At 51.8% G+C, this 25,201-nt stretch carries 26 protein-coding genes, 1 tRNA gene, 1 pseudogene and 1 other annotated feature; of the genes and pseudogenes, 12 read left to right on the forward strand and 16 right to left on the reverse strand.

Going from position 1 to position 25,201, the window contains the following annotated elements:
* Nucleotide 1: 1 nt before the first annotated feature.
* The 4 genes and pseudogenes from AC16KF_RS13060 to AC16KF_RS13075 form a co-directional block, all read left to right on the forward strand.
* Nucleotides 2–229: pseudogene (locus AC16KF_RS13060) on the forward strand (Asd/ArgC dimerization domain-containing protein); the annotation flags it as partial.
* A 185-nt stretch (nt 230–414) separates the two neighbouring features.
* The gene (locus AC16KF_RS13065) at nt 415–969 is read left to right on the forward strand and encodes a hypothetical protein (protein ID WP_484037769.1); all 555 of its coding nucleotides are present in this window, start codon (nt 415–417) and stop codon (nt 967–969) included.
* A 293-nt stretch (nt 970–1,262) separates the two neighbouring features.
* Nucleotides 1,263–1,514, forward strand: coding sequence for a UPF0175 family protein (locus tag AC16KF_RS13070; RefSeq protein WP_484037770.1), 252 nt, complete (start codon nt 1,263–1,265; stop codon nt 1,512–1,514).
* The gene (locus AC16KF_RS13075; RefSeq protein WP_484037771.1) at nt 1,507–1,803 is read left to right on the forward strand and encodes a PIN domain-containing protein; all 297 of its coding nucleotides are present in this window, start codon (nt 1,507–1,509) and stop codon (nt 1,801–1,803) included. The genes AC16KF_RS13070 and AC16KF_RS13075 overlap by 8 nt, the downstream gene beginning before the upstream one ends.
* A gap of 120 nt (nt 1,804–1,923) precedes the next feature.
* Here the strand turns inward: AC16KF_RS13075 and thrS are convergent, their stop codons facing one another.
* Both thrS and AC16KF_RS13085 read right to left on the reverse strand, forming a co-directional pair.
* Nucleotides 1,924–3,735 (reverse strand): threonine--tRNA ligase, encoded by a 1,812-nt coding sequence (gene thrS, locus AC16KF_RS13080; RefSeq protein WP_484037772.1) that lies wholly within the window; start codon nt 3,733–3,735, stop codon nt 1,924–1,926.
* A gap of 250 nt (nt 3,736–3,985) precedes the next feature.
* Nucleotides 3,986–4,236, reverse strand: a binding site (T-box leader).
* Nucleotides 4,237–4,272: 36 nt separating this feature from the next.
* Nucleotides 4,273–4,346: transfer RNA gene (locus tag AC16KF_RS13085), tRNA-Val, on the reverse strand.
* A 212-nt stretch (nt 4,347–4,558) separates the two neighbouring features.
* On the opposite strand from AC16KF_RS13085, the gene AC16KF_RS13090 reads away from it, so the two are divergent.
* From AC16KF_RS13090 to AC16KF_RS13125, 8 genes are all read left to right on the forward strand, one after another.
* Nucleotides 4,559–5,383, forward strand: a complete 825-nt coding sequence (locus AC16KF_RS13090) for an oxamate carbamoyltransferase subunit AllH family protein (protein ID WP_484037773.1) — start codon at nt 4,559–4,561, stop codon at nt 5,381–5,383.
* 80 nt (nt 5,384–5,463) lie between these two features.
* Entirely contained in the window at nt 5,464–5,796 is a 333-nt protein-coding gene (locus tag AC16KF_RS13095; RefSeq protein WP_484037774.1) for an ArsR/SmtB family transcription factor, read from the forward strand.
* 1 nt (nt 5,797) lies between these two features.
* Entirely contained in the window at nt 5,798–6,283 is a 486-nt protein-coding gene (locus AC16KF_RS13100) for an SRPBCC family protein (RefSeq protein WP_484037775.1), read from the forward strand.
* Between the two features lie 86 nt (nt 6,284–6,369).
* Nucleotides 6,370–6,738: an iron chaperone gene (locus tag AC16KF_RS13105; RefSeq protein WP_484037776.1), complete on the forward strand. Its 369-nt coding sequence runs from the start codon at nt 6,370–6,372 to the stop codon at nt 6,736–6,738.
* Between the two features lie 72 nt (nt 6,739–6,810).
* Nucleotides 6,811–7,101, forward strand: a complete 291-nt coding sequence (locus tag AC16KF_RS13110) for a DUF4287 domain-containing protein (RefSeq protein WP_484037777.1) — start codon at nt 6,811–6,813, stop codon at nt 7,099–7,101.
* A 77-nt stretch (nt 7,102–7,178) separates the two neighbouring features.
* Nucleotides 7,179–7,853, forward strand: coding sequence for a helix-turn-helix domain-containing protein (locus AC16KF_RS13115; protein ID WP_484037778.1), 675 nt, complete (start codon nt 7,179–7,181; stop codon nt 7,851–7,853).
* A 98-nt stretch (nt 7,854–7,951) separates the two neighbouring features.
* Nucleotides 7,952–8,392 (forward strand): VOC family protein, encoded by a 441-nt coding sequence (locus AC16KF_RS13120; RefSeq protein WP_484037779.1) that lies wholly within the window; start codon nt 7,952–7,954, stop codon nt 8,390–8,392.
* 174 nt (nt 8,393–8,566) lie between these two features.
* Nucleotides 8,567–9,118 carry a DUF1697 domain-containing protein gene (locus AC16KF_RS13125; RefSeq protein ID WP_484037780.1) on the forward strand — a complete coding sequence of 184 codons (552 nt, stop codon included), beginning with the start codon at nt 8,567–8,569 and terminating at the stop codon, nt 9,116–9,118.
* A 216-nt stretch (nt 9,119–9,334) separates the two neighbouring features.
* Here AC16KF_RS13125 and AC16KF_RS13130 read toward each other — a convergent pair whose 3' ends face one another.
* From AC16KF_RS13130 to AC16KF_RS13195, 14 genes are all read right to left on the reverse strand, one after another.
* Entirely contained in the window at nt 9,335–9,847 is a 513-nt protein-coding gene (locus AC16KF_RS13130; RefSeq protein WP_484037781.1) for an REP-associated tyrosine transposase, read from the reverse strand.
* A 320-nt stretch (nt 9,848–10,167) separates the two neighbouring features.
* Entirely contained in the window at nt 10,168–11,565 is a 1,398-nt protein-coding gene (locus AC16KF_RS13135) for a right-handed parallel beta-helix repeat-containing protein (RefSeq protein ID WP_484037782.1), read from the reverse strand.
* Between the two features lie 357 nt (nt 11,566–11,922).
* The gene (locus AC16KF_RS13140; protein ID WP_484037783.1) at nt 11,923–12,822 is read right to left on the reverse strand and encodes a homocysteine S-methyltransferase family protein; all 900 of its coding nucleotides are present in this window, start codon (nt 12,820–12,822) and stop codon (nt 11,923–11,925) included.
* Nucleotides 12,823–12,993: 171 nt separating this feature from the next.
* Nucleotides 12,994–15,027: an ASKHA domain-containing protein gene (locus AC16KF_RS13145; RefSeq protein ID WP_484037784.1), complete on the reverse strand. Its 2,034-nt coding sequence runs from the start codon at nt 15,025–15,027 to the stop codon at nt 12,994–12,996.
* Between the two features lie 72 nt (nt 15,028–15,099).
* Nucleotides 15,100–15,390 carry a virulence factor gene (locus tag AC16KF_RS13150; protein WP_484037785.1) on the reverse strand — a complete coding sequence of 97 codons (291 nt, stop codon included), beginning with the start codon at nt 15,388–15,390 and terminating at the stop codon, nt 15,100–15,102.
* Between the two features lie 200 nt (nt 15,391–15,590).
* Complete coding sequence (locus AC16KF_RS13155) at nt 15,591–16,760, reverse strand: D-alanine--D-alanine ligase family protein (RefSeq protein ID WP_484037786.1); 1,170 nt, start codon at nt 16,758–16,760, stop codon at nt 15,591–15,593.
* Between the two features lie 283 nt (nt 16,761–17,043).
* Nucleotides 17,044–17,610, reverse strand: coding sequence for a GNAT family N-acetyltransferase (locus tag AC16KF_RS13160; protein WP_484037787.1), 567 nt, complete (start codon nt 17,608–17,610; stop codon nt 17,044–17,046).
* A gap of 76 nt (nt 17,611–17,686) precedes the next feature.
* Nucleotides 17,687–19,081: a family 4 glycosyl hydrolase gene (locus tag AC16KF_RS13165; RefSeq protein ID WP_484037788.1), complete on the reverse strand. Its 1,395-nt coding sequence runs from the start codon at nt 19,079–19,081 to the stop codon at nt 17,687–17,689.
* A 318-nt stretch (nt 19,082–19,399) separates the two neighbouring features.
* Entirely contained in the window at nt 19,400–20,212 is an 813-nt protein-coding gene (locus AC16KF_RS13170; protein WP_484037789.1) for an efflux RND transporter periplasmic adaptor subunit, read from the reverse strand.
* Nucleotides 20,209–21,075: an efflux RND transporter periplasmic adaptor subunit gene (locus tag AC16KF_RS13175; protein WP_484037790.1), complete on the reverse strand. Its 867-nt coding sequence runs from the start codon at nt 21,073–21,075 to the stop codon at nt 20,209–20,211. The genes AC16KF_RS13170 and AC16KF_RS13175 overlap by 4 nt, the downstream gene beginning before the upstream one ends.
* Entirely contained in the window at nt 21,072–21,761 is a 690-nt protein-coding gene (locus AC16KF_RS13180) for an ABC transporter ATP-binding protein (protein WP_484037791.1), read from the reverse strand. Before AC16KF_RS13180 ends, AC16KF_RS13175 begins: the two co-directional genes overlap by 4 nt.
* A gap of 1 nt (nt 21,762) precedes the next feature.
* Nucleotides 21,763–22,983 carry an ABC transporter permease gene (locus tag AC16KF_RS13185; protein ID WP_484037792.1) on the reverse strand — a complete coding sequence of 407 codons (1,221 nt, stop codon included), beginning with the start codon at nt 22,981–22,983 and terminating at the stop codon, nt 21,763–21,765.
* A gap of 165 nt (nt 22,984–23,148) precedes the next feature.
* Entirely contained in the window at nt 23,149–24,378 is a 1,230-nt protein-coding gene (locus AC16KF_RS13190) for an ABC transporter permease (RefSeq protein ID WP_484037793.1), read from the reverse strand.
* Nucleotides 24,379–24,394: 16 nt separating this feature from the next.
* Nucleotides 24,395–25,096: a TetR/AcrR family transcriptional regulator gene (locus AC16KF_RS13195; RefSeq protein ID WP_484037794.1), complete on the reverse strand. Its 702-nt coding sequence runs from the start codon at nt 25,094–25,096 to the stop codon at nt 24,395–24,397.
* Between the last annotated feature and the right edge of the window lie 105 nt (nt 25,097–25,201).

Consider the following 25,201-nt stretch of genomic DNA (forward strand, 5'->3'; position numbering starts at 1 on the left):
GTTGCCGTCGAGTCCGCGACCTGTGATTCAAGTCCGCGAGGAAACCGACCGTCCACAACCGCGCCTCGACCGCCTGGCAGGCAAAGGGATGACAACCGTCGTCGGCAGAGTCAGGCGCGATCCGATCTTGGATTTGAAGTTCGTTGTCCTCTCGCACAACACCATCCGCGGCGCGGCAGGCGGCTCGATCTATAATGCGGAGTTGCTGGTGAACGAGAATTTGTTGTGAGGCGTGGAGGGCAGTCTTTGGGTGTACAATGGCGAGGAGATAAGTGGTTTTAAAGAATCCGCCATATAACTATCCCTTGCGGCGTTTTATGCGGCGGAAAGTAGGATTAAGATGTGGTTAGCCCATCGCTTTGACACAGCGATATATTTTGAGTTAATCATCATTCGCACTGCAAAAAGGTCTTTATGCCAACGTTAGATACAACCGCATTATTTAACTGGATAATATCTGGATTGATTGGTTTAATCTTCGGAAGTATTGGCGCTTGGTACACTCATCGTCTCCAGATAAAGCGTGAAAATCTTGCTTGGCAAAGAGAAAAAGAAAAACTTCAAGAAAGATTTGAGCAAGAAAAAAGTTTGCTTGAAATTCAGTTCAATCAAAAATTGTTGGAACTTGAAAAACAGGCTACTCAACAACAAAGCAATCAGGTCAGAACAGAAATTCTTAAGGGTGTCGAAAATCCTGAAGAAGTCATTAGTCGCTATAAAAAGTATCAGGAGTTACTAACCAACTTAAAGCCGGGAAACCTTATTGCTAGAATGATGGATACTTCTTTTGACAAAGAAACTATGTCAAAATTAGAGGAAATGCTTTCAAAGGAATATCCCAAAAGACTTGAAGCCCTTGAAAAATCTGTTGATGAGTTGAAAAAGGCACTTGACTCAGGAGATATTACAGAGCAGAAATTTGAAGAAGCATTGGGCGAGTTGATCGAAAAGATAATGAGTCAAAAATAAAAACGGGCTACCGATGAACAGCAGTGTCAAGGGTTGAGGAAAACTCGATCTAAAAAGCCTCGTGTCTAACAAAAGACGTTGGGCTTTTTCTTTTTCAGGGCGGTTTTGAAGCAGGAATTCAACCTACAGTCAATCTTCTAGAGCCGCGCTCGGGTTTGTGTTCGAGTGCGGTTGTTGCGAACGGGTGGCTTCGCTGTTCTCGCCAGCCGTTGGCATGACCCATGCGAAACAAAATCCGTATGAAAAAATCAGTCGAAGCGAAGTAAAATTAGCGGTGGAACAAAGGAGCAAAAATGACACTCCAACAAGTTACGATCGAAATTCCAGACAAGGTGCTTCTTGCCGAAAAGACCGATGCTGAGTCTTTTGGGCGTGAAATCCGCATGCTGGCGGCGGTTAAGTTATATGAAATGGGCAGGCTTTCTTCGGGGCGAGCGTCTGAACTGGCAGGAATGTCCAGAGTGGAATTTCTGCTCAGTTTGAATCGCTACAAGGTTTTCCCTTTTGCCGCCGAACTTGAAGATTTAGAAAACGCTCATGCCTAAAGCCGTCAGCAATACGTCGCCGCTTCTTTATCTTTATCGCATTGGCGGTATTGACTGGCTTCCTAAATTATTCGATGAGGTTTGGATACCCGAAGCGGTCAGAAGCGAGTTGCAGGCTGGACGAAGTAAGGGCTACGATGTCCCTAACCCTGACGATTATTCATGGCTGAATATCGTCAACCCAAAATCCACGCCTTCTGAGTGGCTTGCCTTTTTTCGTGATCTACTGATTGCCGTTCCTCGAATATTCGATACCCTCCCGCTGGAAGGCGCCTCGTTATTGTATTGAAGGAAGCGCATGATTCGAAATCAAAGAGATCGCGCGCATCCCGCAACTCAACAACGCGCTGGTGAAATAATACAGGCGGAGGAAAATCCTCCGCCTGTATTGTATCGTCCGCCGTCAGGTTTATAACTCACCTGCTCGTTTTTCGATACGGTCCTTCGCACGCGCAATAAATTCGCTTAAGGCGATGCCGTTCTGCTGGCTTCCATCCCTCACGCGCAGAGACACCTGCTCCGCTTCCATCTCGTTCTTGCCGACCACCAGCATATACGGCACTTTCATCAACTGCGCCGAGCGGATTTTGGCATTCATGCGTTGCGACGACAGATCCGCATGAGCGCGCACGCCATTCTCACGCAGTTGCTTTGCGATATTCTCCGCATACTCGTTTTGATTGTCCGTGATCGAGATGACGCGCACCTGCTCAGGCGAAAGCCACACGGGGAAGTTGCCTCCGTAATGCTCCAGCAGGAACCCAATCAAGCGTTCGTGCGTGGAGAGCGGCGCGCGGTGGATGCACAGCGGCACTTCTTCCTGCCCATCCTTGTTGATGTACTTCAAGTCGAAGCGTTCGGGCTGGGCGAAGTCCACTTGATTCGTGGCGAGCGAAAACTCCTTGCCGATCACCGACCAGATCTGCACGTCAATTTTGGGACCGTAAAATGCGGCTTCATCCTCGGCTTCCACATATGGCACTCCGCCATTGTCCATTGCGCGGCGCACCATGTCTTCCGTTTTGAGCCACAGGCGTTCGTTGTCCACATACTTTTTGCCGAGCCCTGCTTTGCTATGCAGGGACAGTCGCATCACATATTTCTCGATGCCGAACAACTCGAAGTATTTGAGATACAGGTCAACGACGCCGAGGAACTCCTGCTCAAATTGATCTTCCGTCACGTACATGTGCGCGTCGTTCATCTGCAAAGACCGCACGCGCATCAGACCAAACAACTCGCCTGATTTTTCGTAGCGATAGACCGTTCCATATTCCGCGAGACGAATCGGCAGGTCACGATACGAGCGCGGCTTCGACCCGAAAATTTTGTGGTGCATCGGGCAGTTCATCGGCTTGACGTAATACTTCACGCCTTCGAGTTCCATCGGCGGGTACATGCTCTCCGCGTAATAGGGGAGATGACCTGAACGAATGAACAAATCTTCTTTCGTCAGGTTCGGCGTGCGGACGCGCACATAGCCTGCCTTCTCTTCCATCTCTTTGGCGAGTTTCTCCAACTCTTCGATCATCACTCCGCCGTTCGGCAGGAACAACGGCAAGCCAGGACCGATCTCGTCGTCGAACGTGAAGATTTCCAGCTCTTTGCCGAGTTTGCGATGGTCCCGCTTCTTCGCCTCTTCGAGCTGGTGCAGATATTCTTCGAGCTGTTTCTTGCTCTCCCACGCCGTGCCGTAGACGCGCTGTAACTGTTTGTTCTTCTCGTCGCCGCGCCAATACGCGCCCGCAATAGACATCAACTTGAACGCATCCTGTTTGATCTCTTTCGTGCTTTGCACATGCGGACCGCGGCACAAATCCACGAACGTGTCTTGCTGATAGATCGAGATCTCGGGCTTTTCTTTGAGCGGATTTCCGTACTCATCGAGTCCGCCTTTTTCGAGTCCCTCGATCAACTCCAACTTGTACGGCTGGTTCGCAAAAATTTTCTTCGCCTCCTCCGCTGAGATGACCGTCTTCTTGAACTCGTGTTTGCCCTGCACGATCTGTCTCATCCGCTTTTCGATTTGCTCCAAATCTTCGGGCGTGAGGTTGCGCGGCAGGTCGAAATCGTAATAGAACCCGTTCTCCACAGGCGGACCGATCGTGATCTTCCCATCGGGGAACATCTCCATCACCGCCTGCGCCATCACATGCGCCGCCGAATGACGGATCTTGTACAGATTTGACTCTTCGTACTTTTCCTGAACTTGTTGCGACATTTTCGCTTCCTTTCTTGATACTTCGACTTCGCTCAGTACAAGCTTTTACCTGCTACTGCTTCGTGGACATCCTCGCGCCTCAGAGGGAAGCAATAGCAAATCCTCCGAGCCGCTGATGAGTGTTGGCGCTGTCTTCAGTCATCGCGATCTCCTTTCGCCCCACCTACCTCCCCCAAAATCCGACTGGGGTTCGTCGGATTTTGGGGGAGGTGTCCGAAGGACGGAGGGAGTTAAAACAAAACTCGCCCACACACGGGGCGAGAATTTTCTTCACGCGGTTCCACCCGATTTGTACGACAAAATTAATTTTGTCGCACATCTCTTCAGCCTCTAACGGAGCAACCCGTATCATCTACTCACTGATCACTTCTCACTGATCACTTTTCAACTCAACGCTCGCGAGTGGTTTTCTGTGGACTTCCCTTGAAGAGACTCTCAATCTTCGTTCTCTTCTCCCTGTCAGGGATGTGACCACATACTCGTCTCGGTCAATGCGTTTTGGTGTATGGATACCTGTTTACTTGTCTACGAACCCAGTGGGCGAGATAGGGCTCGAACCTACGACCTCTGCTATGTCAAAGCAGTGCTCTAACCAACTGAGCTACCCGCCCGAAAGACTGACATTATAACGAGAGGCTCAAGAAATGACAATGCCTTATTCGCGAGGATTCAGGGTCTTCTTATAAAGCCGCCTCTTTAGAGACGGATCGCGCGGACACAAGAGACTTTTCCATAAAACAGCGGAGGAAAATCCATCTCCTTTATGAACCTCACGCTACACGCATCGCAGGCAAGGGAAGAAGTATTGAAGTAAACTACACGTATGTATGATATTCGCGCGCTGTCTCAGTCCCCGTCTTTAGCCGGTTGGCTGGCGCTTTCCAACCAGCCTGTAGTTTTGCATGTATTCGATGAGGTGTGTAACTTGATCAACGAAAGAAGAGAAATTCTCTCAATTGTTCATGCGGAGATTGGAAACGGTCCCTTTAATCTCGTTGTGGATGAACCCGTTATATTCGCCAGGCATCTCGCCGTCGAATCGAAAGTGTCTATTCATGATGAACAGTTATCGCTTGGAGACATCACCATCTCGTTTGCAAACGCGCAGACATGGAACCCCGCGCCGAAATGGGACAACCTACGAACAAATAAAGATGAAATCACAAATCGTTTAGCCCTATTGCAAATTGACAACGAAAACGAATCAATTCTCCAATTCCGCCGCGCTGAGCTTGTCGAAGCGTCTAATTCTCTAACAACCGCAATCATCAAAGCGGATTTTCCAACAACAAAAACTATTTCATCCAAACTCGCTGGCTTGGGAATCGGACTCACGCCCGCGGGCGATGACTTCCTCATGGGCGCCATGTATGCGGCTTGGATGATTCATCCGCAAGAGTTGGCGAAGAACATTACAGAAGAAATTGCTGATATTGCTGTGCCGCTAACCACCTCGCTTTCGGGGGCGTGGTTGAGGTCGGCGGCGAAGGGCGAGGCGGGGGAGTTGTGGCATGAATTTTTCGATGCGTTGATCGAAGATAAAAACATCTATTTACCGATGAGCAAAATACTTTCCGTCGGCGAAACATCGGGGTCAGACGCGCTGGCAGGATTTCTCGAAACGATAGCCTGTTGGCGACAAAGTTAAGGAACAAGTAACAAATCTCCAGTCTCTAATCTCCGAATTTCTCTCTTGACATATTCCTATATAGGAATATAATACTTGGTATGGCGCGAACACCGACGACTCATGATCCATTCAACGCAGTAGCCGAGCCCAGGCGACGTCAACTTATTCAGGCGATGGGCGAGCAGGAATATTCGGTCAATGAGTTGGTCGAACTGCTTGGCTGGAACCAGCCGTCGGTGAGTAAACACTTGGGGGTGTTGAAGCAGGTTGGGTTGGTGAAAGAGAGGCGTGTCGGTCGTCAGAGAATGTATCGGGTGAATGCCGAACGTCTCAAGCCGATCTTTGAGTGGGTCGCGCCGTTCGAGAAAATTTGGAGTGAGCGATTTGATCGGTTGGATGTCGTATTGGAAAAAATGAAAAAGGAGCAATGACATGTCACAAAATAAAACCGTTGTTACCGCAGAACCAGGCAAGCAGGAGTTGTTCGTCACGCGCGAATTCGATGCGCCGCGCGAGTTGGTGTACAAGGCGCACACCGACGCGAATCTGTACGCGCAGTGGCTGGGTCCGCATGGCTACGAGGTCGTTCTCGAAACGTTCGAGCCTGTGAGCGGCGGCAAGTATCGTTATATCCACAAGGACAAAGAAGGCAATGCGTATGCCTTTCACGGCACGTTCCACACCATGAGCGAAGAGTTGATGATCCAAACTTTCGAGTTCGAGGGACTGCCCGAACCTGGGCATGTGACTCTCGACACGATGCGACTCGAGCAACTGCCCAACGATCGGACAAAGATCACGATTCATTCCGTCTTTCAATCTGTTGCCGACCGCGACGGCATGGTCGCCTCTGGAATGGAAGGCGGCGTGCGCGATGGCTATGAACGATTGGATGATCTGTTGGCGGGGATGAAGTAATGTCAACCGTCCCGCAGGTTGGACTCGCAGGTTGTGTTGTCTTCAAGAAAACCTGCGGGACGGTCCTTTGATGAAAGGAGATTCTCATGGCGACGAAAAAAGGTTTTGCTTCGGTGGCTGAATACATCGGCTCGTTTCCGCCTGATGTGCAAAAGGTGTTGAAAGAAATGCGGACAACGATCAAAGAAGTTGTGCCGACTGCCAAAGAGAAGATCAGTTATCAGATCGCGTGCTTCGAGTTGAACGGAAAGAATCTCGTCCATTATTCGGCGTGGAAAAAGCATGTTTCGATGTACCCAATTCCAGCGGGGAGTGAAGCGTTCAACAAAGCCGTCTCGAAATATACCGCTGGCAAAGGGACGATCCAATTCCCGCTCGATCAGCCGCTTCCGTTGAAATTAATTCGTCAGGTGGTGAAATATCGCGTGGCGGATCAATTGAAGAATCAAAAATAACTTGACCATTGACGATAGACGATAGACCATAAAATCGTCGGCGGTCTATCGTCCCTAAAAGGAGAAAATAAAATGTCATTCCAAGCCTATCTCGATAACATAGAAGAGAAAACTGGCAAGACGCCCAAGCAATTCATTGCCGAAGCCAAGAAATTGAAGATCACTGAATTCAAAGACATCATTGCCTGGCTGAAGCGTGATTACGATTTGGGAACAGGCCATGCCCGCGCGATTGCCTATGTGATTCGTAATGGCGCAGAATTTGGGTTGAAGCACACGACAGGCGTTCATCGTGATGCTTCAGGCACGTTGAATTTGGAAGGCAAGGCGAAACAGAAGAAAGCGGTTGCGAAGAAGAAGTAATAGACGATAGACCATGGACGATAGACCATGAAAAGTGGTCAATGGTCTATCGTCCATGGTCATAACACGAGCAGACGATGAGCATCTCCCACGAACAACGATTATCCGACTCGCCGTATGTGGAAACGGTCACTCACGGCTGGACTCTGAGCGAAGGCTCGTCCATTCGTCCCGCCGAATCGAATTGGCACATGGTGTTTGTGAAGGCGCAGGGACGTACACATTCACTGGTTGTGGGTCCGCTCCCGACTGCGGGCAAGGCAGAGTGGGGCGCGGGCGCTGAAATTCTGTGGGTCAAGTTCAAACTCGGCGTGTTCATGCCTCATGTGCCCGTGCAGGATTTTTTGGATTCGGAAAGACCCCTGCAAGAGGCCTCGAGCAAATCTTTTTGGCTGAAGAGCGCCGCCTGGGAATTACCGAATTTTGAAAACATTGATACGTTCGTGGATAAACTTGTGCGTAATGAAATTTTGACGCTCGACCCTGTCGTGGACGCCGTGCTGAAGGATCAGCTGCCAGACATCTCGTCCCGCACGATGCGGCATCATTTCCTCCGCGCCACAGGTCTGACCCGAAGCCGTATCTTCCAAATGAAACAAGCCCAACAGGCGAAATCATTGTTACAACAGGGCGTTTCGATCCTTGATACGGTCTATGAGACGGGCTACTTCGACCAGTCGCATCTCACCCGTTCGCTGAAACAATTCATTGGGTACACGCCCGCTCAAATTGCCCAGGCGAGTCAGCCTTAAGTAGGCTTGCCGTTTTGTACAAGACGCCGCTCCTGCGTTGAATTATTATGTGGGTGTTGATACAACAATACTTTAGAAAGTAACAAGGAGAAAATACAATGAAAAGAGTTACCCCGTTTTTATGGTTCGAGTCGCAGGCTGAAGAGGCGATGAACTACTACGTCTCCATCTTCAAGAACTCGAAGGTGATCAGTTCCTCGCCTTATTCCGTGCAGTTTGAGTTGGACGGACAGGAATTCATGGGCTTGAACGCAGGACCCGAATTCAAGTTCAATGAAGCGGTTTCGTTCTACATCCACTGCGAAGACCAGAAGGAAGTGGATTACTACTGGAACAAACTCATCGCCGACGGCGGCGAAGAAGGCAGATGCGGCTGGTGCAAGGACAAGTTCGGTTTGTCGTGGCAGGTTGTGCCGAAACAACTCGGCGAGTTGATGGGCGACCCCGACCAGGTCAAAGCCAAGCGCGTGGTGGATGCCATGTTGAAGATGAACAAGATGATCGTGGCAGATTTGCAGAAGGCGTATAATGGGGGATAGATAGGTAAACAAGTAGACACGTAAATAGGTAAGGCGACCCGATGTATTTCGATCAACATTGAAAGGGTCGCCTTTTGTTTGTACGTACCGTCCCGCAGGTTTTCGCGCAAAACACAACTCACTCATCCAAGCCTGCGGGACGTTCTGAGTAACGTGAGTGAATAAGGTAAAACTATGGCACAGACTCAATACCTCGCATTGCTACGCGGCATCAACGTCGGCGGCAACAACATCATCAAAATGGCGGATTTGAAAGCGTGCTTTGAAAGCATGGGCATGACCGACGTGGTCACCTACATTCAAAGCGGGAATGTGATCTTCAAATCTACGGAGAAAGATAAAGCCAAACTGACGAAGAAGATTGAAGTCGGGCTTTCTGAACGCTTCAATTATGAGGCGCGGCTGGTTGTGATTTCTCACAAGCAACTCAAACAAGCCGTGGACGAGTCCCCGCACGGGTTTGGCAAACAGCCCGATAAATTCAAATGCGATGTGATCTTCCTCAAAGAGCCGCTCACCGCGAAAGAAGCGATGAAAAACGTCAGCATGAAAGAAGGCGTGGATAGCGGATCCGCTGGAAAAGACGTGTTGTATTTTTCACGTCTCACCGCCAGAGCCTCCTCAAGTCACTTGACAAAAATTATTTCAACACCGATGTATCAATACATGACCATCCGCAATTGGAACACGACGACGAAACTGCTGGCGTTGATGGAAGATGGATAGCGATGACTGCCAAACAATTTATTGACAAATTACAAACGCTTCGTTTCGACAAACTCAACGCATCGCGCTCCAAGGGGACGGCTGATTCGCTTATCCATTTAGCCTTTGATTCACCTGACAAAGCAAACCACAGGTCAGATTTGTAGGTCACGCTTGTAGCGTGACGAGTGTTATTAATTTGCTGTGTCACGCTTTCAGCGTGACACTACAGGTAGTCTATTCGCCAAAATCAATATCGTTGGGTTCGTTCCAATCAAAGGCTGGCGGGTATAAGCCGCGCTTTTCCCATTCGATGTAACTGCTATATTTCCATGCGCGCGGGTCGGTAACATAGCCATGTTTTACGGGGTTAAAGTGAATGTAATGCAAATGGTTTTCAAAGTCGCGGTTGTCTCGAATGACATGGTCATAAAATCGCTTTTGCCAGAACTTCATTGAGTCGGAGGCGGAAAGCCCGAGTCTTTTTTTGTATTCTTTGGTGAAATTTGGTTTGAGGGAGTGCATGATCTGGCTGAAATTGTCCCCCGAAGTTAATTGAATGAGCAAATGAAAATGGTCAAATAGAAAGACATATCCCAGCATGGTGAATGGATGGAGTTCTTTTACTTTTCGTAAGACTGCAAGCAGTAATTCAAGTATGTTTTCGTCTTTGAAGACAGGCTCGCGGTTTTCTACAACTTGCGTCAGAAAGACGGCTGAACCTGGGATGTAGTAACGACGAAAGTTCATGAGGGGATTATAGCATCGTAGGTCAGGCTTGTAGGTCAGGCTTTCAGCCTGACATTTTTCATTAACGAGATTGTCACGCTACAAGCGTGACTACGAACGTGACCTACCAGAGGAGGAAAATGCCGATGAGACTGAATCAACCACCCTGTAACATTGTAGGTCAGGCTTTTAGCCTGACAAATTTCATTAATGTAGTTGTCACGCTACAAGCGTGACCTACGAATGTGACTACGAAACCGTCAGACAAAGAAAATGCCGATGAAATAGAAACAGCCGTCCCGTAAGAAAGAGGCGGCTGTTTGTCTTGTATCTTCGTCTTGTCAAAATAGCGGTTGGTCTCGCAACGGGTGCGGGTAAAGATAAGGAACATAATTCGGCATTTCAAACATGAAGAAGTCGCGTCCTTCTTGCAAACAGGCGGGAGCGTAACTTTCAAATGGAATTGTCGGTAATTCCAGCATATCCGAATCGGGCGCGTGGTTGCCCCAGATGTATGCCGAACGGGTTTGATCTTCCTGCGGATAATCTACCGCGGTATCGCAATCGTCTTCGGTGGTCAGCCCGATACCCCACCCAAACGTTGAAGGAACGATATTGTCAAAAACCACGCCGTCGCCGCCGCGCATGAGAATGCCAGTGGTGTTCCATTGTGTTGTGGTGTTATCGATCAGCGTGTTGTGATAGACCTCCCACGAGCGCGAACCGTGACCATACTCGCTGGATCCGTGCGCGTCCACGATGCCGAAATTACGCGCGCGTTCGGTGTGGGCGATTTCGTTATAACGCACAACATAGTTCGAGCCATAGTTGGAAGCAATCGCATGGCGGTTATCGGAAAATACGTTATCTTCAATGAAGACCGCGTTCGGCGTGCCGAGTTGAATCGTCGCGGACCAAGTATCGTCGCCATACACTGCTACGCCGTAGCCTAAACAGGCAATTGGTTCTGTGAACTTCCAATTTGTGCCATCCTCGCGCGGAACGAGCGTATTTTCATCCTGGCATTTGAAGTTGGAGAAAAATTCATTCTGATAGATCACGCCCCGCCCGCCATCTCGAACCGATATCCCCGCATTTGAAAATTTGTTGAACGCCGCGTCATGGATTTTGAAATCCATACAGCCATGAAGCAGTCCCAGCCCGTTGTCCCCATCGAAGATGCGTTCGAGTTCGCTTTGATCGTCGTCGTTGCCGATCAGCGTCAAATCTGAAACTTCCACGGGCTTGCCGTTGGCGCAGTCAAACTCGATCAGATATTGTTGCGGCGGCGGGTTGCCATCACAGGGAACGCGCTGAACGTTGCCGTTTTCGTCATAATACAATTCGGGGACACATTCCACGCCGTCATATGGCAAGGGGAAAACAGGCGCGCTTCGTTTGATGATCGTTTGATCTTTGCCCGCGCCTTTGAGCCAGACGCCTGCCTGCCGCGTCACGGCGGGCGCGTCGCCCCAATCGCATTCGCCTGCGGGGATGATGACGATTCCTCCGTCGGGAGAGTTGGTCAGCGCTTCTTGAACATCGTCGCGCGAGCAACTTTTCGCGGCGATCGTCGGCGGCATTGGTTCGCTGGTCGGGGTTTGAGTCGGGGCGGGTTGAGTCGCAGTGAGGGTTGGCGCTTCCAACGTGGGAGCGTTGGTCGGGTTGCTCGGGCTGGCGCAAGCGGTCAACAGAAGAGCCAATATTAATAGAACAACCCAATGATTCTTGTTTTTCATCGTCAGATTTCTCCATGTGTGTATTTGATAAAAAATATATTGGATGCCGATTGACGCGGACAACGCAGATTTTTCTACGCCTCAAAGCCATTTCCGATCGAGTCGCTTATTTTGCGCGAGGATTGTATCAAATCTGAGCGATTATCTTTTTAATTTCCCGCGTTCATCGCTCCATAATATTGTAGATTTCTCAAAGACATCCGAAAAGATCTCCGGTTCTTTCGCTGAATAGCTGGAGAAGATGGATAAGAAGACGAAAGAGCATTATATGGGGTGGGGGAAGGGCAAATCACAGTTTGCGTAATAAATACATCCTGTGCTATTGAATAGGATTAATGAAAAAAGCAGGCTGGAGCATCACGCTCCAGCCTGTTCTGTCTTCTTCACCGCCTTCACGATCGCGGCGATGTGTTCGGGGGTGTTCCCGCAACAGCCACCAACAACTTTGGCGCCCAACTCAACATATTTCTTTGAAAACTTTGCCATATCTTCGGGACCCATGTCGTAGACTCCCTGCTCGGTCTCGATGTCCATGTGCGGAACGCCTGCGTTCGGCTTCACCCACAATGGGAAGTTCGGCAGGGTCGTCGAATATTCTTTGACCACTGCTTCCATGTTGTCAAGCGTTGTCCCGCAGTTCGCGCCGACGAGCGTCGCGCCCATCTCGGAATATTTCTTGATCACATCCTTTGGTTTGACGCCCATCATCGAGCGCGTGCCGCGGTCGTAACTAAATGAAACAACGATTGGCAAATCAGTTGTAGACTTCGCGCCTTCGAATGCCGCAGTTGTTTCTTCGATGCTGAACATCGTTTCGATGAGCAACAAGTCCACGCCGCCATCGGCTAATGCTTTGGCCTGTTCGGCGAATGTGGCTTTCACTTCATCAAACTCCAGCGGACCATACGGCTTGATCAACGCGCCGACGGGTCCCATCGAGCCAGCCACCAGTCCGCTGTTGAGCGAGGCGGCTTTGCGGGCGATCTCCGCCGCGCGGATGTTCACTTCGGGCGTGCGATCTTGATATTTTGAATCCTTCATCCGCATCCGCGTCCCGCCGAAGGTGCAGGTGAGGATGATATCTGAACCAGCCTCGGCGAAGGATGATGCGAGTTTTAGGAGGGTGTCGGGATCGTCAATGATCAAGTCCTCGGGCGGCTTGCCAGGCTTGAGTCCCATCTTTTGCAAGTTCGATCCCGTCGCGCCATCGGCAACGAGAATTTCGCCTGAGTTGAGTCGTTCAAGAAATTTGTTCATAGAATTTCCTTTTTTGTTACCTCGGTGGTCGAGTAGACACGAGCGATAGCGAGTGTCGTATCGAGACCACCAATAACCAGAAAAATTTTTGTAACAAGAACTGCTTTACGGCGTGGTGGTCTCGATACGTCCCGTGAACTGCACGCGGGACTACTCGACCACCGAATTTTTTCACTTCATAAAATTCTTCGCCATCGGGTCAACCACGCGATTGGGAATCAAATGCGCGATATGCGGAAATGGCTCGCTCATGTGCGGGAAACTCGTGGCGAGCATGAACTGATTTTGAAAATCGGGGTCGGTGGGCAATTCGAATCGCTCGACGTTGCGCGTGACCGAATCGATTTCATTCCGCTTCTCGATGTTCAACAACGCGATGCGCGCGCCATCGCCCGCCGCATTGCCGACCGCGTACACATTTTCCAAGTCGCAATCGGGGATCAGCCCGATGAGCATTGCCTTCTCTTTATCAATAAAACTTCCGAACCCGCCCGCCAAAATAACTTTATCGGGGTCTTGCAAACCAAACCGTTTCAACAACGTGCGCGCGGCGGTGAACAACGCGGCTTTCGCCAATTGGATCTGCCGCACATCCTGTTGTGTAATTGGGATGTCGCGTCCGATGGAGGTCTCCTCCGTCCAAGCGATCACATACTCCCAGCCTGACTCGCCCTGTCGAACACGCTTCGACTCTAAGTTCTTCTTGAACTTGCCCCTCGAATCGACGATCCCTGCCCGAAATAATTCTGCCACTCCATCAATGATGGCGGATCCGCATATCCCTTTGACTTGACCTTTGAACTCGGCGTGATCCGTGTTCCAACCTTCGACGCCGATGACTCTGTACTTCGGTTCAAGCGTAGTCTCGTCAATGACGATACGTTCCATTGCGCCAGGCGCGGCTCGCATTCCATATTCAACATGCGCGCCTTCGAGGGCGGGACCCGTCGGCGTGGATGTGCAGACGAGCCGCTTGCGATTCCCAAGCACGAGTTCCGCGTTCGTGCCAACGTCAATCAATAACCAGTTTTCATCCTGTTTGTGCGGTTCCTCCGCAAGGATCATCGCGCTCGTGTCCGCGCCGACAAAGGATGCGATGGTCGGCAGAACATGAATATTCCCCGATGGGTTGATATGCAATCCCAACTCGCGCGCTTTGATGTCCACCGATTTGTGTATGGTGGGCACAAACGGCGCCAGCCCTAAATCTTTCGGATGCAGGTTCAACAAAACGTGGTGCATCGTTGAATTTCCGACCAACACCATCTCAAGGATTTCGGTCAACTTGATCTTGGCTTCATGTGCGGCTTTACTCAACAACTTATTCAACGTGGAGATGATCGCTTTGTGCAATTTGTCCAAGCCGTCGGGATGCTCGATCGCGTATTGAATCCGCGACATCACGTCTTCGCCGTACACGATCTGTGGATTCATCTCGGATTCAGCCGCGAGCAACTCTCCTGTTCGTAAATTGCAAAGATACAACGCGACCGTCGTCGAGCCGATGTCCACTGCCGCGCCATAACTTTCCTCATGGTAGCCTCCCTGAACGGCGATCACTTCTTTGTCATTCCATACCGTGACTGTGACGCTCCACTTCGCGTCGCGCAGAGTTTTCGATAGCGTTCGCAAACACTGATAATCTATGTTCATGTCAAACCAACGCGGGACCTTCGCGTCCACGCCGCGAACCAATTGCATGGACGTTTCGAGTCCCTTGGCGAGACGTTCCCAGTCCGCGATGGGGCGTTCGAGATTGGGCGGAGTCATCGTCACCAGATATTTTCGGATCGCTGGCTTGATCTCAATCGGGCGGTTGCTCGCACTCTTGCGGACGATCTGCTTGTTGCCGCGACTCTCTTCGGGGACGTTGATCAACACATCGCCGAGAATCTTCGACTGGCACGATAAACGGACTTGTCCGATTTTCCAGCCTTTGTCTTTCAACAACTTCGGTCTGCGTTCGAGATAGGCGCGTTCTTCCACGCCAACAGGGGAGAGGTTGGCTTGTTGCGAGTCGATGTTGTACTTCTCGAAGCGACCTTCCTCGATCAGCACCAAGCACTTGCCGCACGTGGCATTCTCCGCGCAAATGGATTCGATCTCCACGCCCAACTCACGTGCGGCAGTGCGTACGGACGTGCCTTCGTCCACTTGTCCGCGTCTGCCAGAAGGTTGGAGGATGATGGTGTGCTTTTGGCTCATTGATTTTTGTACACGGATTTCACGGACAACACGGATTTTTTAAAACCTTTGTGTCCCTTCGTGCCTTTGTGGTTAAACGGTTTTCGCTTCCCGACGCGGAATCTCTATTTTGGCGAACTCAGCCTCAAGGTCCAAAAGAAGCGCATCTGCCACCTCTTCGGGCGCGCCGTCGCGTTGAATCCAATCCCCGCGTTTGTATTGACTCGCGTAATCCGATGTGGAGGTGAGTCCCTCCGCCATCGCGTACGCGTCGATTTTGTTTTGGATCTTGTCTGAAAGTTGTTTCTTGATCGTGCGCCCATCGCCCTCGACGGTGATGGATTGGGGGATGTGCTTCCAGTACATGATGCGATATTTAGCCATGTGAACCTTTGCGGAATTATATATAATCTATCCGCCTATTCTACGGTAGGTTATCAGTGTGGTCAATGGCTTCTGTATCGTGTCAGAGCTAATGAACACGATTTTCTTTTTGAGCATGCAAACTACCATAAGAGATAACAAAATGAGCGGACGATTTGTCCGCTCACTCTGATGACTGATCACTGATTACTTTCTCGCTGTTACGAGTACGCCATCTCCGGCGCCCGTTGCTTCTTCATCTTCTTCAGCAACTTCGCGGCGATCATGTTGTCGCGTCGGTTCTGCGCGGAGCGGATGATCAACTTCATGAACTTGTGATGGTTGTACGATTTATCGTTCATCAATGAGAAATCGGCCGAGCCGGGTTCCTCGGGCGAATAGAAGATTCCGCAGTTTGGGTTGATCTCCAACATGTACAGCGTGCCGTCTGCCGCCATGCGATAGTCGCAACGCGCATATCCGTTTCCGTTCATCGCTTTGAACAAGCGCGCGGTTTGTTCACGCAACGTTTTTTCGATGCGCCTATCGGTCACCGCCGCCACCGACATCTTCTCGTAATCCACCCATTTCATGTCGTAATGCTTGAATGACTCGCCGTCGGGGAAAATAAATTCCACAGGTTTGAAGGTGATCGGGTTGTTCGCATCGTCGGGATTTTCCGCAACGAGACACGTGAACTCGCGTCCTTCGATGAACTCTTCCAACAGCGCGCGACCGAACACCTCGATCTCGCGTCCTACTTGGACTTTGAGCTGGTCCACATCCTCACAGCGTGACTCGCGCGTGATACCGACGCTCGCATACCCGTGAGGCGGCTTGACCAGCACCGGGAAGCGCAAACGCTTGGCGACGCGTTCCACATCTTCGACTCGGTCCACCATCACCCAATTCGGCGCGGGGACGTTCGATTTCTTGGCATAGGCTTTCATCTCCTGCCGCGAGGGATCGAAGAATTTCGAATCGGCGCCGGTGAATGCCACGCCGAGTTTTTCCATCAGCGTGACAAGACCGATTCCCGAGAGCGGGTCGTCGGGCGTGCCGTCTACGAGATTCACAAACACATCCACGCCTTCGTCCATCAATTCGCGGATCTGTTTTTCCACGCCTTTCGGGCGCATCGGATGATGTTTCCATTTGAATCCATTCATGTGAGGGGATGGATCGTAGGGCTTGTCGTTCGGATCATCCGGCAGGCTTGATAACACACAGAGATACATGTCGAGTCCTTTTCTTTTGCGATCGATCAAGTTGTTCGTGTCTGTTGCTGGCGTTTTCTTGATCGCGTTGTTTGATTCATCATTGTTATCTTTGTTGATCGATATTGATTCAAAGTTAACTTCATTGAATCGTATGATGATGAACCATAACAATATAGATTGTATATCTATTATTCGTTTTATGTAAAGGGTTATCGAGCATGAAATTGTTTAAAATATTGTAAGTCTTTTGTGATGTTGTCATGTGTAAGCGCATTGATCAATAAAAAGAAATGGTATATGATTCGATTCCGCTGTGTTCAACATAATGTCGAAATAAAAACCGCCGCGCAATTTGCGCGGCGGTCATTTTTGCAAATGAATAGTTTGATCGTTTCGAAACCGACGAAGATATTCTTTGCCGTGTCAACAATCAACCAAGTCAATTGTTCATCGCCTATCGTTCGACTCTTTTTGACATCAAGATATCGGGTTTGCCTCTTCCGTTCGCATCGGGCATCACGCCGGTGATCACGAATCCCATCTTTTGATAGAACTCGAACGGATGACCTTTGATGTTCCTGATGTTCTTGACTTGATCCCAAAGATTTTCATAGAGATCAACATTGGATAACGAAGTCATATTATTTTCATCGTCCGACCCAAGCGTGATCGTCAACCCGCCTCTCTCGCGGACCCGCGACTCGAAGTCTTTCACCAAAGCCCTGCCTATGCCTTTACCTTGTTCCGATGGCTGAACCGCCAGCGGATGCAGTTCCCACACATGACCGTCGTATTGCGGGATGCCGCCGATGAAGCCGAGCAGGTTTCCATCATTACCCACCGCCGCGCGGCAGATATTTCCTTCTTCAAACAACTCGTTTGCTTCTTCCAACCCATCTTCCATCGTGGGCCAGGCGTCGGGCCAATGTTCGCGGAAAGCATCTACAAGGAGTTGGGCAGCTTGTTGAATAAATTTCCTGTCGGTGGATTGTGGGGTAATGATGTTCATATTTGATGGCATGTCACTCTGAGCGCCAGCGAAGAGTCTCTGGCGTTATCAGCAGAGATGCTTCGCTACGCTCAGCACGACATACGGCCTACTTCCAAAACTGTGGAAGATATTCTTTGTAACTCGTTAGATAATCGTCAAGTATTTTTCTTGCCGTATCAATGTCTGTAATGACGGGGTCGAGCAGAAGACATTGCAATGCTTTCTCTCGATTTCCTTCCACAACCGAATCAACACACAATTGCGCGACAGTGATTTCGCGGCGACATAATTCTGCGATGGGTTCGGGTAATGCGCCGACGTGGACGGGATGAATCCCCGCGCCGTTGACTTGCACGGGCGTTTCAACGGATGCGCCCAACGGCAAATTGGCAATTTGCCCAACGTTAGGAAGATTCGCGGCGAGGTGATAATGACTTCCCGCGCCAGCGATGTTCTCGATCATTTCCAACGCGCCTTCACTGTCGGTATTTAGCAAGCCTTCGATGGTCGCGTCGCCTTTCGCCATTTCATCGAGGCGATGTAGTTGAAAGCCGCGGACCGATTCGAACAACTCCCAATCGTAGAGGCGGATGTTGTAATGTTCCCAGGGTTTGGTTTGCGAGTCGCTCATCCAGGGGAGGTATTCGCAGAGGTGAGTATCGCCGGGGACGGGGAACAAGCCGAAGGCTGAGAAAATGTCGCGGGTCAGCGGCTCAAACTGCCCGTCGAGTTGAAAGAAGCGTTGTTTGAAGAGCGGATATAAATCCTCGCCCGTGCGTTTGTCGTGCATGGAGAGAATCCATGTGAAGTGATTCAATCCCGCCGCGCGGATGTCAATGAGGGGAACGATCTGCTCGCGCACGCGTTGTTGCAGCGGATGTTGATCCACCGCCGCATGGACGCCCGTGAGCCCTTCGGGGATTTCGATGCCGAGGTCTTTCGCCAACGCAACGCCGACCATCACATAGCCCGCATAAATTTGATGACACAAGCCGACGCTTTTTATTTTGCTGTGACGATTGACCGCGTCGCAAATGCGGATCATCGGATTGGTGAAGTTGACGAACCACGCGTCGGGGCAAGCCTGTTCCATATCGCGCGCGATCTGCATGATGGGACCGATGTTGCGCGCGGCGTGCGCGAAGCCGCCTGGTCCGCCGTTTTCAGCGTAGGGCTGACGCACGCCATATTGAATTGGGATCTCAAAATCGCGTTGCCATAAATTTTCGCGCGCGCCCACTTCGATGGCATTGACGACAAAATTTGAATCGCTCAATGCGTCCAAATGATTCGTGTGCGCGGTGATCGTGAACTGCGAATCCCATTCGCGGTTGAGGCGTTCCGCGAGCCGCTGGACGATGTCGAGAGTGTCCGCGTTGCGATCCACGAGCGCGAGCGTGGAGCCTTTGAGTTTTTGCGAGCGCATGATGGCGGAGAGCGTGTTCTCGCCGAACGATGCCGAGCCTGCGCCGATGACGGTGATCTTGGTGGGGAGGGTCATGTGTGCTCCAATTTCAAGTTTCAGAATAGATCTCTTGTATACATCAGTTTTATTTCGTCGCAAAGTCCATTGAGAAAATCTCTTTTTTTACTGTGACAAAGAGACTTTCGCAAGAGAGAGAACAAAAAGAGACGCGCTGATTATAAATCAGCCGCGCCACTGCTATACTGAACCACGGTCGCTTTCTGCGCTTTGTTCTTACCGCAAAGACCGCAAAGAACGCAAAGTAAATGCCTTTATCTTGGCGCGCTTCGCGGTTCAATTTTCCGTTTTACAAGACCGCAATTTGTGACCGTGCGCGGTATATCTGGTTGACGATCACTGCTCGCGGGCTACTTGTTCACCGATCGTTACTTCCGCGGTCATGCCCCACAACAAGCCTTGAACCTGTTCGTCCAATTCAATCGCGACCTTGAAAACCACATCGCCGCCGACTGTGTTTGCGACAGGCGAGATGGCGATCACCGTTCCGTTAACCGTTTGATTCAACGATTCCACAAATACTGTTGCCGAATCGCCGACGTTCACTTTCGCTATGTCGCGTTCACTCAAATCTGTGGTTTCGACGCGCAGGTCGTTCAACGCGGCAAGTGTGACGGCGACTCGCCCCTGTTCAATGAATTCACCTTGGGCAATATCCACTGAAGCGACAACTCCTTCGAACGGCGCGGCGAGGCTGGTTTGCGCCAAAGCGGCTTGCGCAATTTCCAGCGCGGCTTGAGCTTGCTTTACTTGAATATCCGCGATCTCGATGTATTCCTTGGGCAGTTGCGTCCAAAAAATTTTTCCGTTGCGCTGTTCTTTGATGCGGCCATACCGTTGAAGTTCAGCGTTGATCTGCGCGGAGCGGAGCGCGGCTTCGGCGGCGGTGACGGTGAATTGCAATTCTGGCGCGTCGAGCGTGATCAACACATCACCCGCCTTCACCGAATCGCCTTTTTTTATCAAAACTTCTTTGACCAAGCCCGATGCAACGAATCCCAATTTTGAAACTTGCGCGGGGACGAACACAGCCGAGGCAACGATCGATCCTTGCGCCAACGGCAAGGCGAAAACGCCGCGCATTGGGAGCATACCCATTGCCAAGGCAACGATCAAAACAAAACGAATAACCAAACGAGTTTGCTTCATTCTTGCTCGCTCGCCTGAATTTCCACATCCGCGCTCATGCCCCAGAGCAAGCCTTGCGGCTGGTCGTTGAAGTCGATCGTCACCGTGAAAACCACGTCGCCGCCGAGCGTCGAGCCGATGCGGTCCATGCCGATCACTGCGCCGGCGAATTCTTCGTTCAGCGCCTCGATAAAAATAGAGGCTGAATCGCCGGGCTGTATCCTCGTCACGTCGCGTTCGCTCAGGTCGGTTGTTTCGATGTGAAAACCCGAGAGATCGCCCAGCACGATCACGATCTGCCCCGGCGTGACGATCTCTGCAACGGCAATATCCACATCCACGATCACGCCATCGAACGGCGCGAGGAGCGTGGATTGCGCGTTGAGTGTCGCGTTGGCTGAATCGAGCAACGCTTGCATCCGTTCGACTTCGGCATGGGCTTGATCGAGATGGACTTGATCCGTTTTATTCCGCGTCAAAAATCGGACGTGAGCCTGCGCCGCCTCCAGATTCGCTTCCGCCTCTTTGACCTTTGCTCGCAACAGCGATGCGTCGAGCGCGACCAGCGCATCGCCCGCTTTGACCTCGTCGCCAACCTTGACCTTCACCTCCGCCACTTTGCCGACAGATGGAAACGACAGCCGCGCCTGACGAACAGGGACGATGATTCCCGACGCGTCGATCGCATTTCCGCTTTCCGTTTGTTGATCCGGCGGCGTGTTGCCGCCATCAAGCGCGATGGTGGGAATGGGCGCGGGTGTAGATGCCGAACCGCAGGCTGAAAGAACCCACCCAAGGAGAATGACGATCACAATGAGCGCGTTTCGAGTGCATGAAAGAGGGGCGCTGTTCCGCCGCTCTGCGCGTCGAGTTGATGTTTTCATGTTGTGATCCCGGCGTCTTTCACGATGAGACCGTCTTCCAGCGTGATCACCCGGTTGGCGTAACCGATCACGCGCGGGTCGTGCGTGGCAAACACGAACGTGACGCCGGTCTCTTGATTCAAGCGTTGCATGATATCCATCACTTGTTTGCCGTTCTCGGTATCGAGGTTTGCTGTTGGCTCGTCGGCGAGGATCAGCGTGGGGCGAGTGGCAAGCGCGCGGGCGACGGCGACGCGTTGTTGTTGTCCGCCTGAAAGTTGATCGGGGCGGTGATGGGCGCGGTCAGAGAGTCCAACCGCCTCCAGCATTTCGTTGACGCGCCGCTTGCGGTCTCCGCCTTTGGCGCCGTTCAATAACAATGGCATCTCCACGTTTTCGTAAGCGGTGAGCGTTGGGATGAGCGCGAAAAATTGAAAGACAAACCCGATGGAATGTTTTCGCAGGTCGGCGCGTTGGTTGCGATTCAAGTGCGTGGCGTCCTGCCCGTTGACGAAGACTTGTCCGCTGGTGGGCTGGTCGAGCAAGCCGATGAGTTGAAGCAGGGTGGTTTTGCCCGAGCCCGATGGACCGACGAGGGCAGAGAACTCTCCGCTTGTGATGGAGAGGTTGACGCCGCGCAGGGCGCGCGTTTCCACTTCGCCAATTTTGTAGACGCGCGTCGCGTCGATTACTTTTGTGACTTCCATTTCAGCCTCCCATTCCATGTAACGCTTCGACAGGTTCCATACGCGCGGCGAGCATGGCAGGATATAACGAAGCGGCAAGCGTAATGAGGTATGTGACAATGCCCAGCACAATTGTGTTTTCGAGCGTCAGGTGGGCATAGATGCGATCTTCAAAGAGCACGCCGGTGATTCCGTAGTCGCCGATATAAACTCCATTGACTGTGAAATATGCGACCATTGCGCCGCCGATGAGGAGTCCGCCGATCACGCCGCCGGTGGCGAGCAGGGCGGCTTCAGCGAGGAACTGCGCCATAATGCCGCGCCCCTTCATGCCGATGGCGGCGAGGATGCCGATCTCGCGCTCGCGCTCGAACACCGCCATGACGAGGGTGTTGGTGACGACGGTGGCAGTGATGCCCAGCACGATCAGGTACAACACGATCATAAATGCGCCGGCATAATCCTCGAATTGAGTGATGAATTCATTCTGGTCCTGCCAGGTGAGCGCCTTGTAGAGCGACGATTGTAGCGCCTGCGCCACCGGTTCCGCTTGTTCGTTCTTCTGTAACAGGACAAAAATTGTGCTGGCATGATTTTCTGTCACAGTGAATGCCTGCGCCTTCGAGATCGGCATCAGCACATTGAGTTCGTCGAAACCGGGCGTGCGCGTGGTGAAGATGCCGCGCACGGTGAACAATTGCTCGTCTATATCGCCGTTGGAGGTGTTGACCAGCAGGTTGACCGCGTCGCCGACGACGAGTTTCAATTTTTCGGCGAGGGTGTTGCCGATCATGATGCCCTCGCGGTCGTCAGGATGGATAAATTCACCGTCGAGCAAGCCCTCGCGGAATGGCAGGTTTGCATCCGAAGTCGGGTCGATACCGATGATTTGCACGCCTTTCGATTCATCGCTGAGAGAGAGAATCCCGCTGGCGATCAGGCGCGGCGTGGCGGTGATCACCTCGGGAAGCGTTTTGATCGTTTGCGCCACAGCCTCCGGGTCGGCGATCAGGTCATCCCATTTCAGGCTGATCTTTCCCTCTTCGTAGGATGCGGGTCGAATCTGCAAATGCCCGCTCTGCAAGCGGATGGTGTTATCCAGCGCGCCGCGCATTTCGCCTTCGAGAACCGAGACCATGAGGAGCAGTAACGCCATCCCACCGGCGACGGCAAGCGAGGAAAGCAGGGAGCGGGTCTTATTGCGCCCGATGTTGCGATAGGCTAGTTTGAATAGTTGGATCATAAGAATCTCTTTGCTTTGGTATCTTTCCTCTTTCTTCTTTCGTTGACTCGCCTTGTGCGGAACGTCCCGAAGGTTCTCGTGAATCAGGTTGGGCTTATGCCCAACCCTTCGGAACAGCGCGCGCCCTCGGTGATCGATTGCGCGAAAGAAGGAAGAAGCAAATCCTTACACGTGGTGTAACGCCTCGGAAGGCTCGCGCCGCGAGGCGATGACAGCCGGAATCAACGCCGCAACAATAGCGATGACAACAACGACCATCGCGCGGTTGCCGATGTTGTCCACCCCGAGGGTGGGGTAAACCTTGCCGCTGATGAGCGCCATATATTCGGTCATGCCGGCAAATTGGCTGTAATCCATGCCAACCTGCGCCATGCTCCCGTTGATCAAAAGCCCCAGGACGATGCCAGCCATCGCGCCGACTATGCCGATCAGCGCGCCTTCCATAATGAAGGTGGCAGCGATCTGGCGGGGCTTGAATCCCATCGCGCCCAGCAGACCGATCTCGCGCGTCCGCTCGTAGACCGCCATAAGCAGGAGATTCAAAATGCCGATGCCGGCGATCATCACGATCACCACGCTGAAAATATCCATCACGGCGGTTTTCTGCCCGATGGCATTCCCCAGTTCGGGATAATTTTGTTCCCACGATTCCACTTCATACCCCGAGAGGAATGAAGAAAGCGCGGCGACCACCTGTGATTCTGAGCCGACCTGGTCGAGCGTGACCTGCACCTCGGTGGATTGTCCGCGTAAGTTGAACAGGCTTTGCGCCTCGGCGAGCGAAATATACACCGCGCCTTTTTCGAACGACGGCAAGCCGATATCGTAAATCCCGATCACGGTCATCGTGCGCTGTCGGTTCTGTTTGTGGATGTCGCTCCCCACCACGGTGATACGGTCGCCGAGCATGATGGATAGCGCCTCCGCCAGCCCGCGCCCGATCAAGACCGAATCTCGGTCATCGTCTGCGAGCCAGCGACCCTCGTCGATGTGTTCGGCGATCAAGCTGACCGGCGCCTCCGCGCTCGCCTCGATGCCGATCACGTTGAGGGGGAACGCGCCCTCAGGGTTGCTGACCAGCCCGCCCGTCTGAATGCGACGCGAGGCGGCGGTTACATCCGGCTGTGCTAGCGCGGCTTCCACGACAGATGAATCATCCTTCAATGGAAGAAGCGGGTTGCTATCCACCTTTTCACGATAGCCTTGCGCATGGACTTGCACATTGCCGCCCAGCACGCGCACCGCGTTGCCGGCAATGGCTTTGTTGAAGCCGTCCAGCAAACCATCGTAGAACATCATCAACGCGAGCGACAGCCCCATTGCCAAAACAATGATGACCGTGCGGCGGCGGTGTCGCCAAATGTTGCGCCAGGCGAGGCGGAGATAAAGAGTCATGATGTGTTTCCTTTTGCTAAAAACTCTTTTTGAATTCCGATTCGGTTTTGCGTAAACCGTATTCCATCACATACAGCATCTTATCGATCTTTTCCCGTGTCTTCGCCGAACGCACCCATTTGATAATATCTTTTTGTTTCATGCCTTCGCTGATGATATACGTCGTGATGGCGTTGCTCCATGTTTCCATGATCATCACCGCCAATTCCACATCCACACTCGGGTCCACTTCGCCGTTCTTCATGGCTTGCTTGATCATCGCCGTCAGCGCCTCTTTCGCTTGCTCGTGGTATTCGGCAAATTTTGCCCCGTAATACAAGCCTTCGACGAATAACACGCGGCTGGCGGCTTGCGCCATGCGAGGGTAAGCGGAATTGAATTCCATGGCGGCCTTGATCATCCAGCGGAAATATTCGAAGGTGTCCAGGTTCCTGCCGGGCGGGCGCTTGTCTTTGAAAAATTCCGTTTTTTCACGCGCCACCACATCCATCAAATAATTGAAAACGTCCAGTTTGTCCGCAAAGTATTGATAAAAACTTCCCTTGGCGATTCCGCTATTCGCCACAATGCGGTTCGTGGAGGCGTTCTCCAGACCGTACTCGGCGAATTCTTCGATGGCGGCGTTGACGATCTTCTCGCGCTTTTCGTTGGGGAGGTTGTGGAAGGTCTGCTTGGGCATCGCGGATATGACCTCGTGGTCATGTGACTTGATGGTCACATTCTACGACGATTCGTGTGTGTGTCAAGGGGATACGTTCCCGCGTCTTTTCCGATTGACCCCTGGTCCGCCCGCGGATTTATTGCCTCGCCTCCGCCCACAGAC

It is taken from the genome of Candidatus Defluviilinea gracilis, assembly GCF_057138825.1.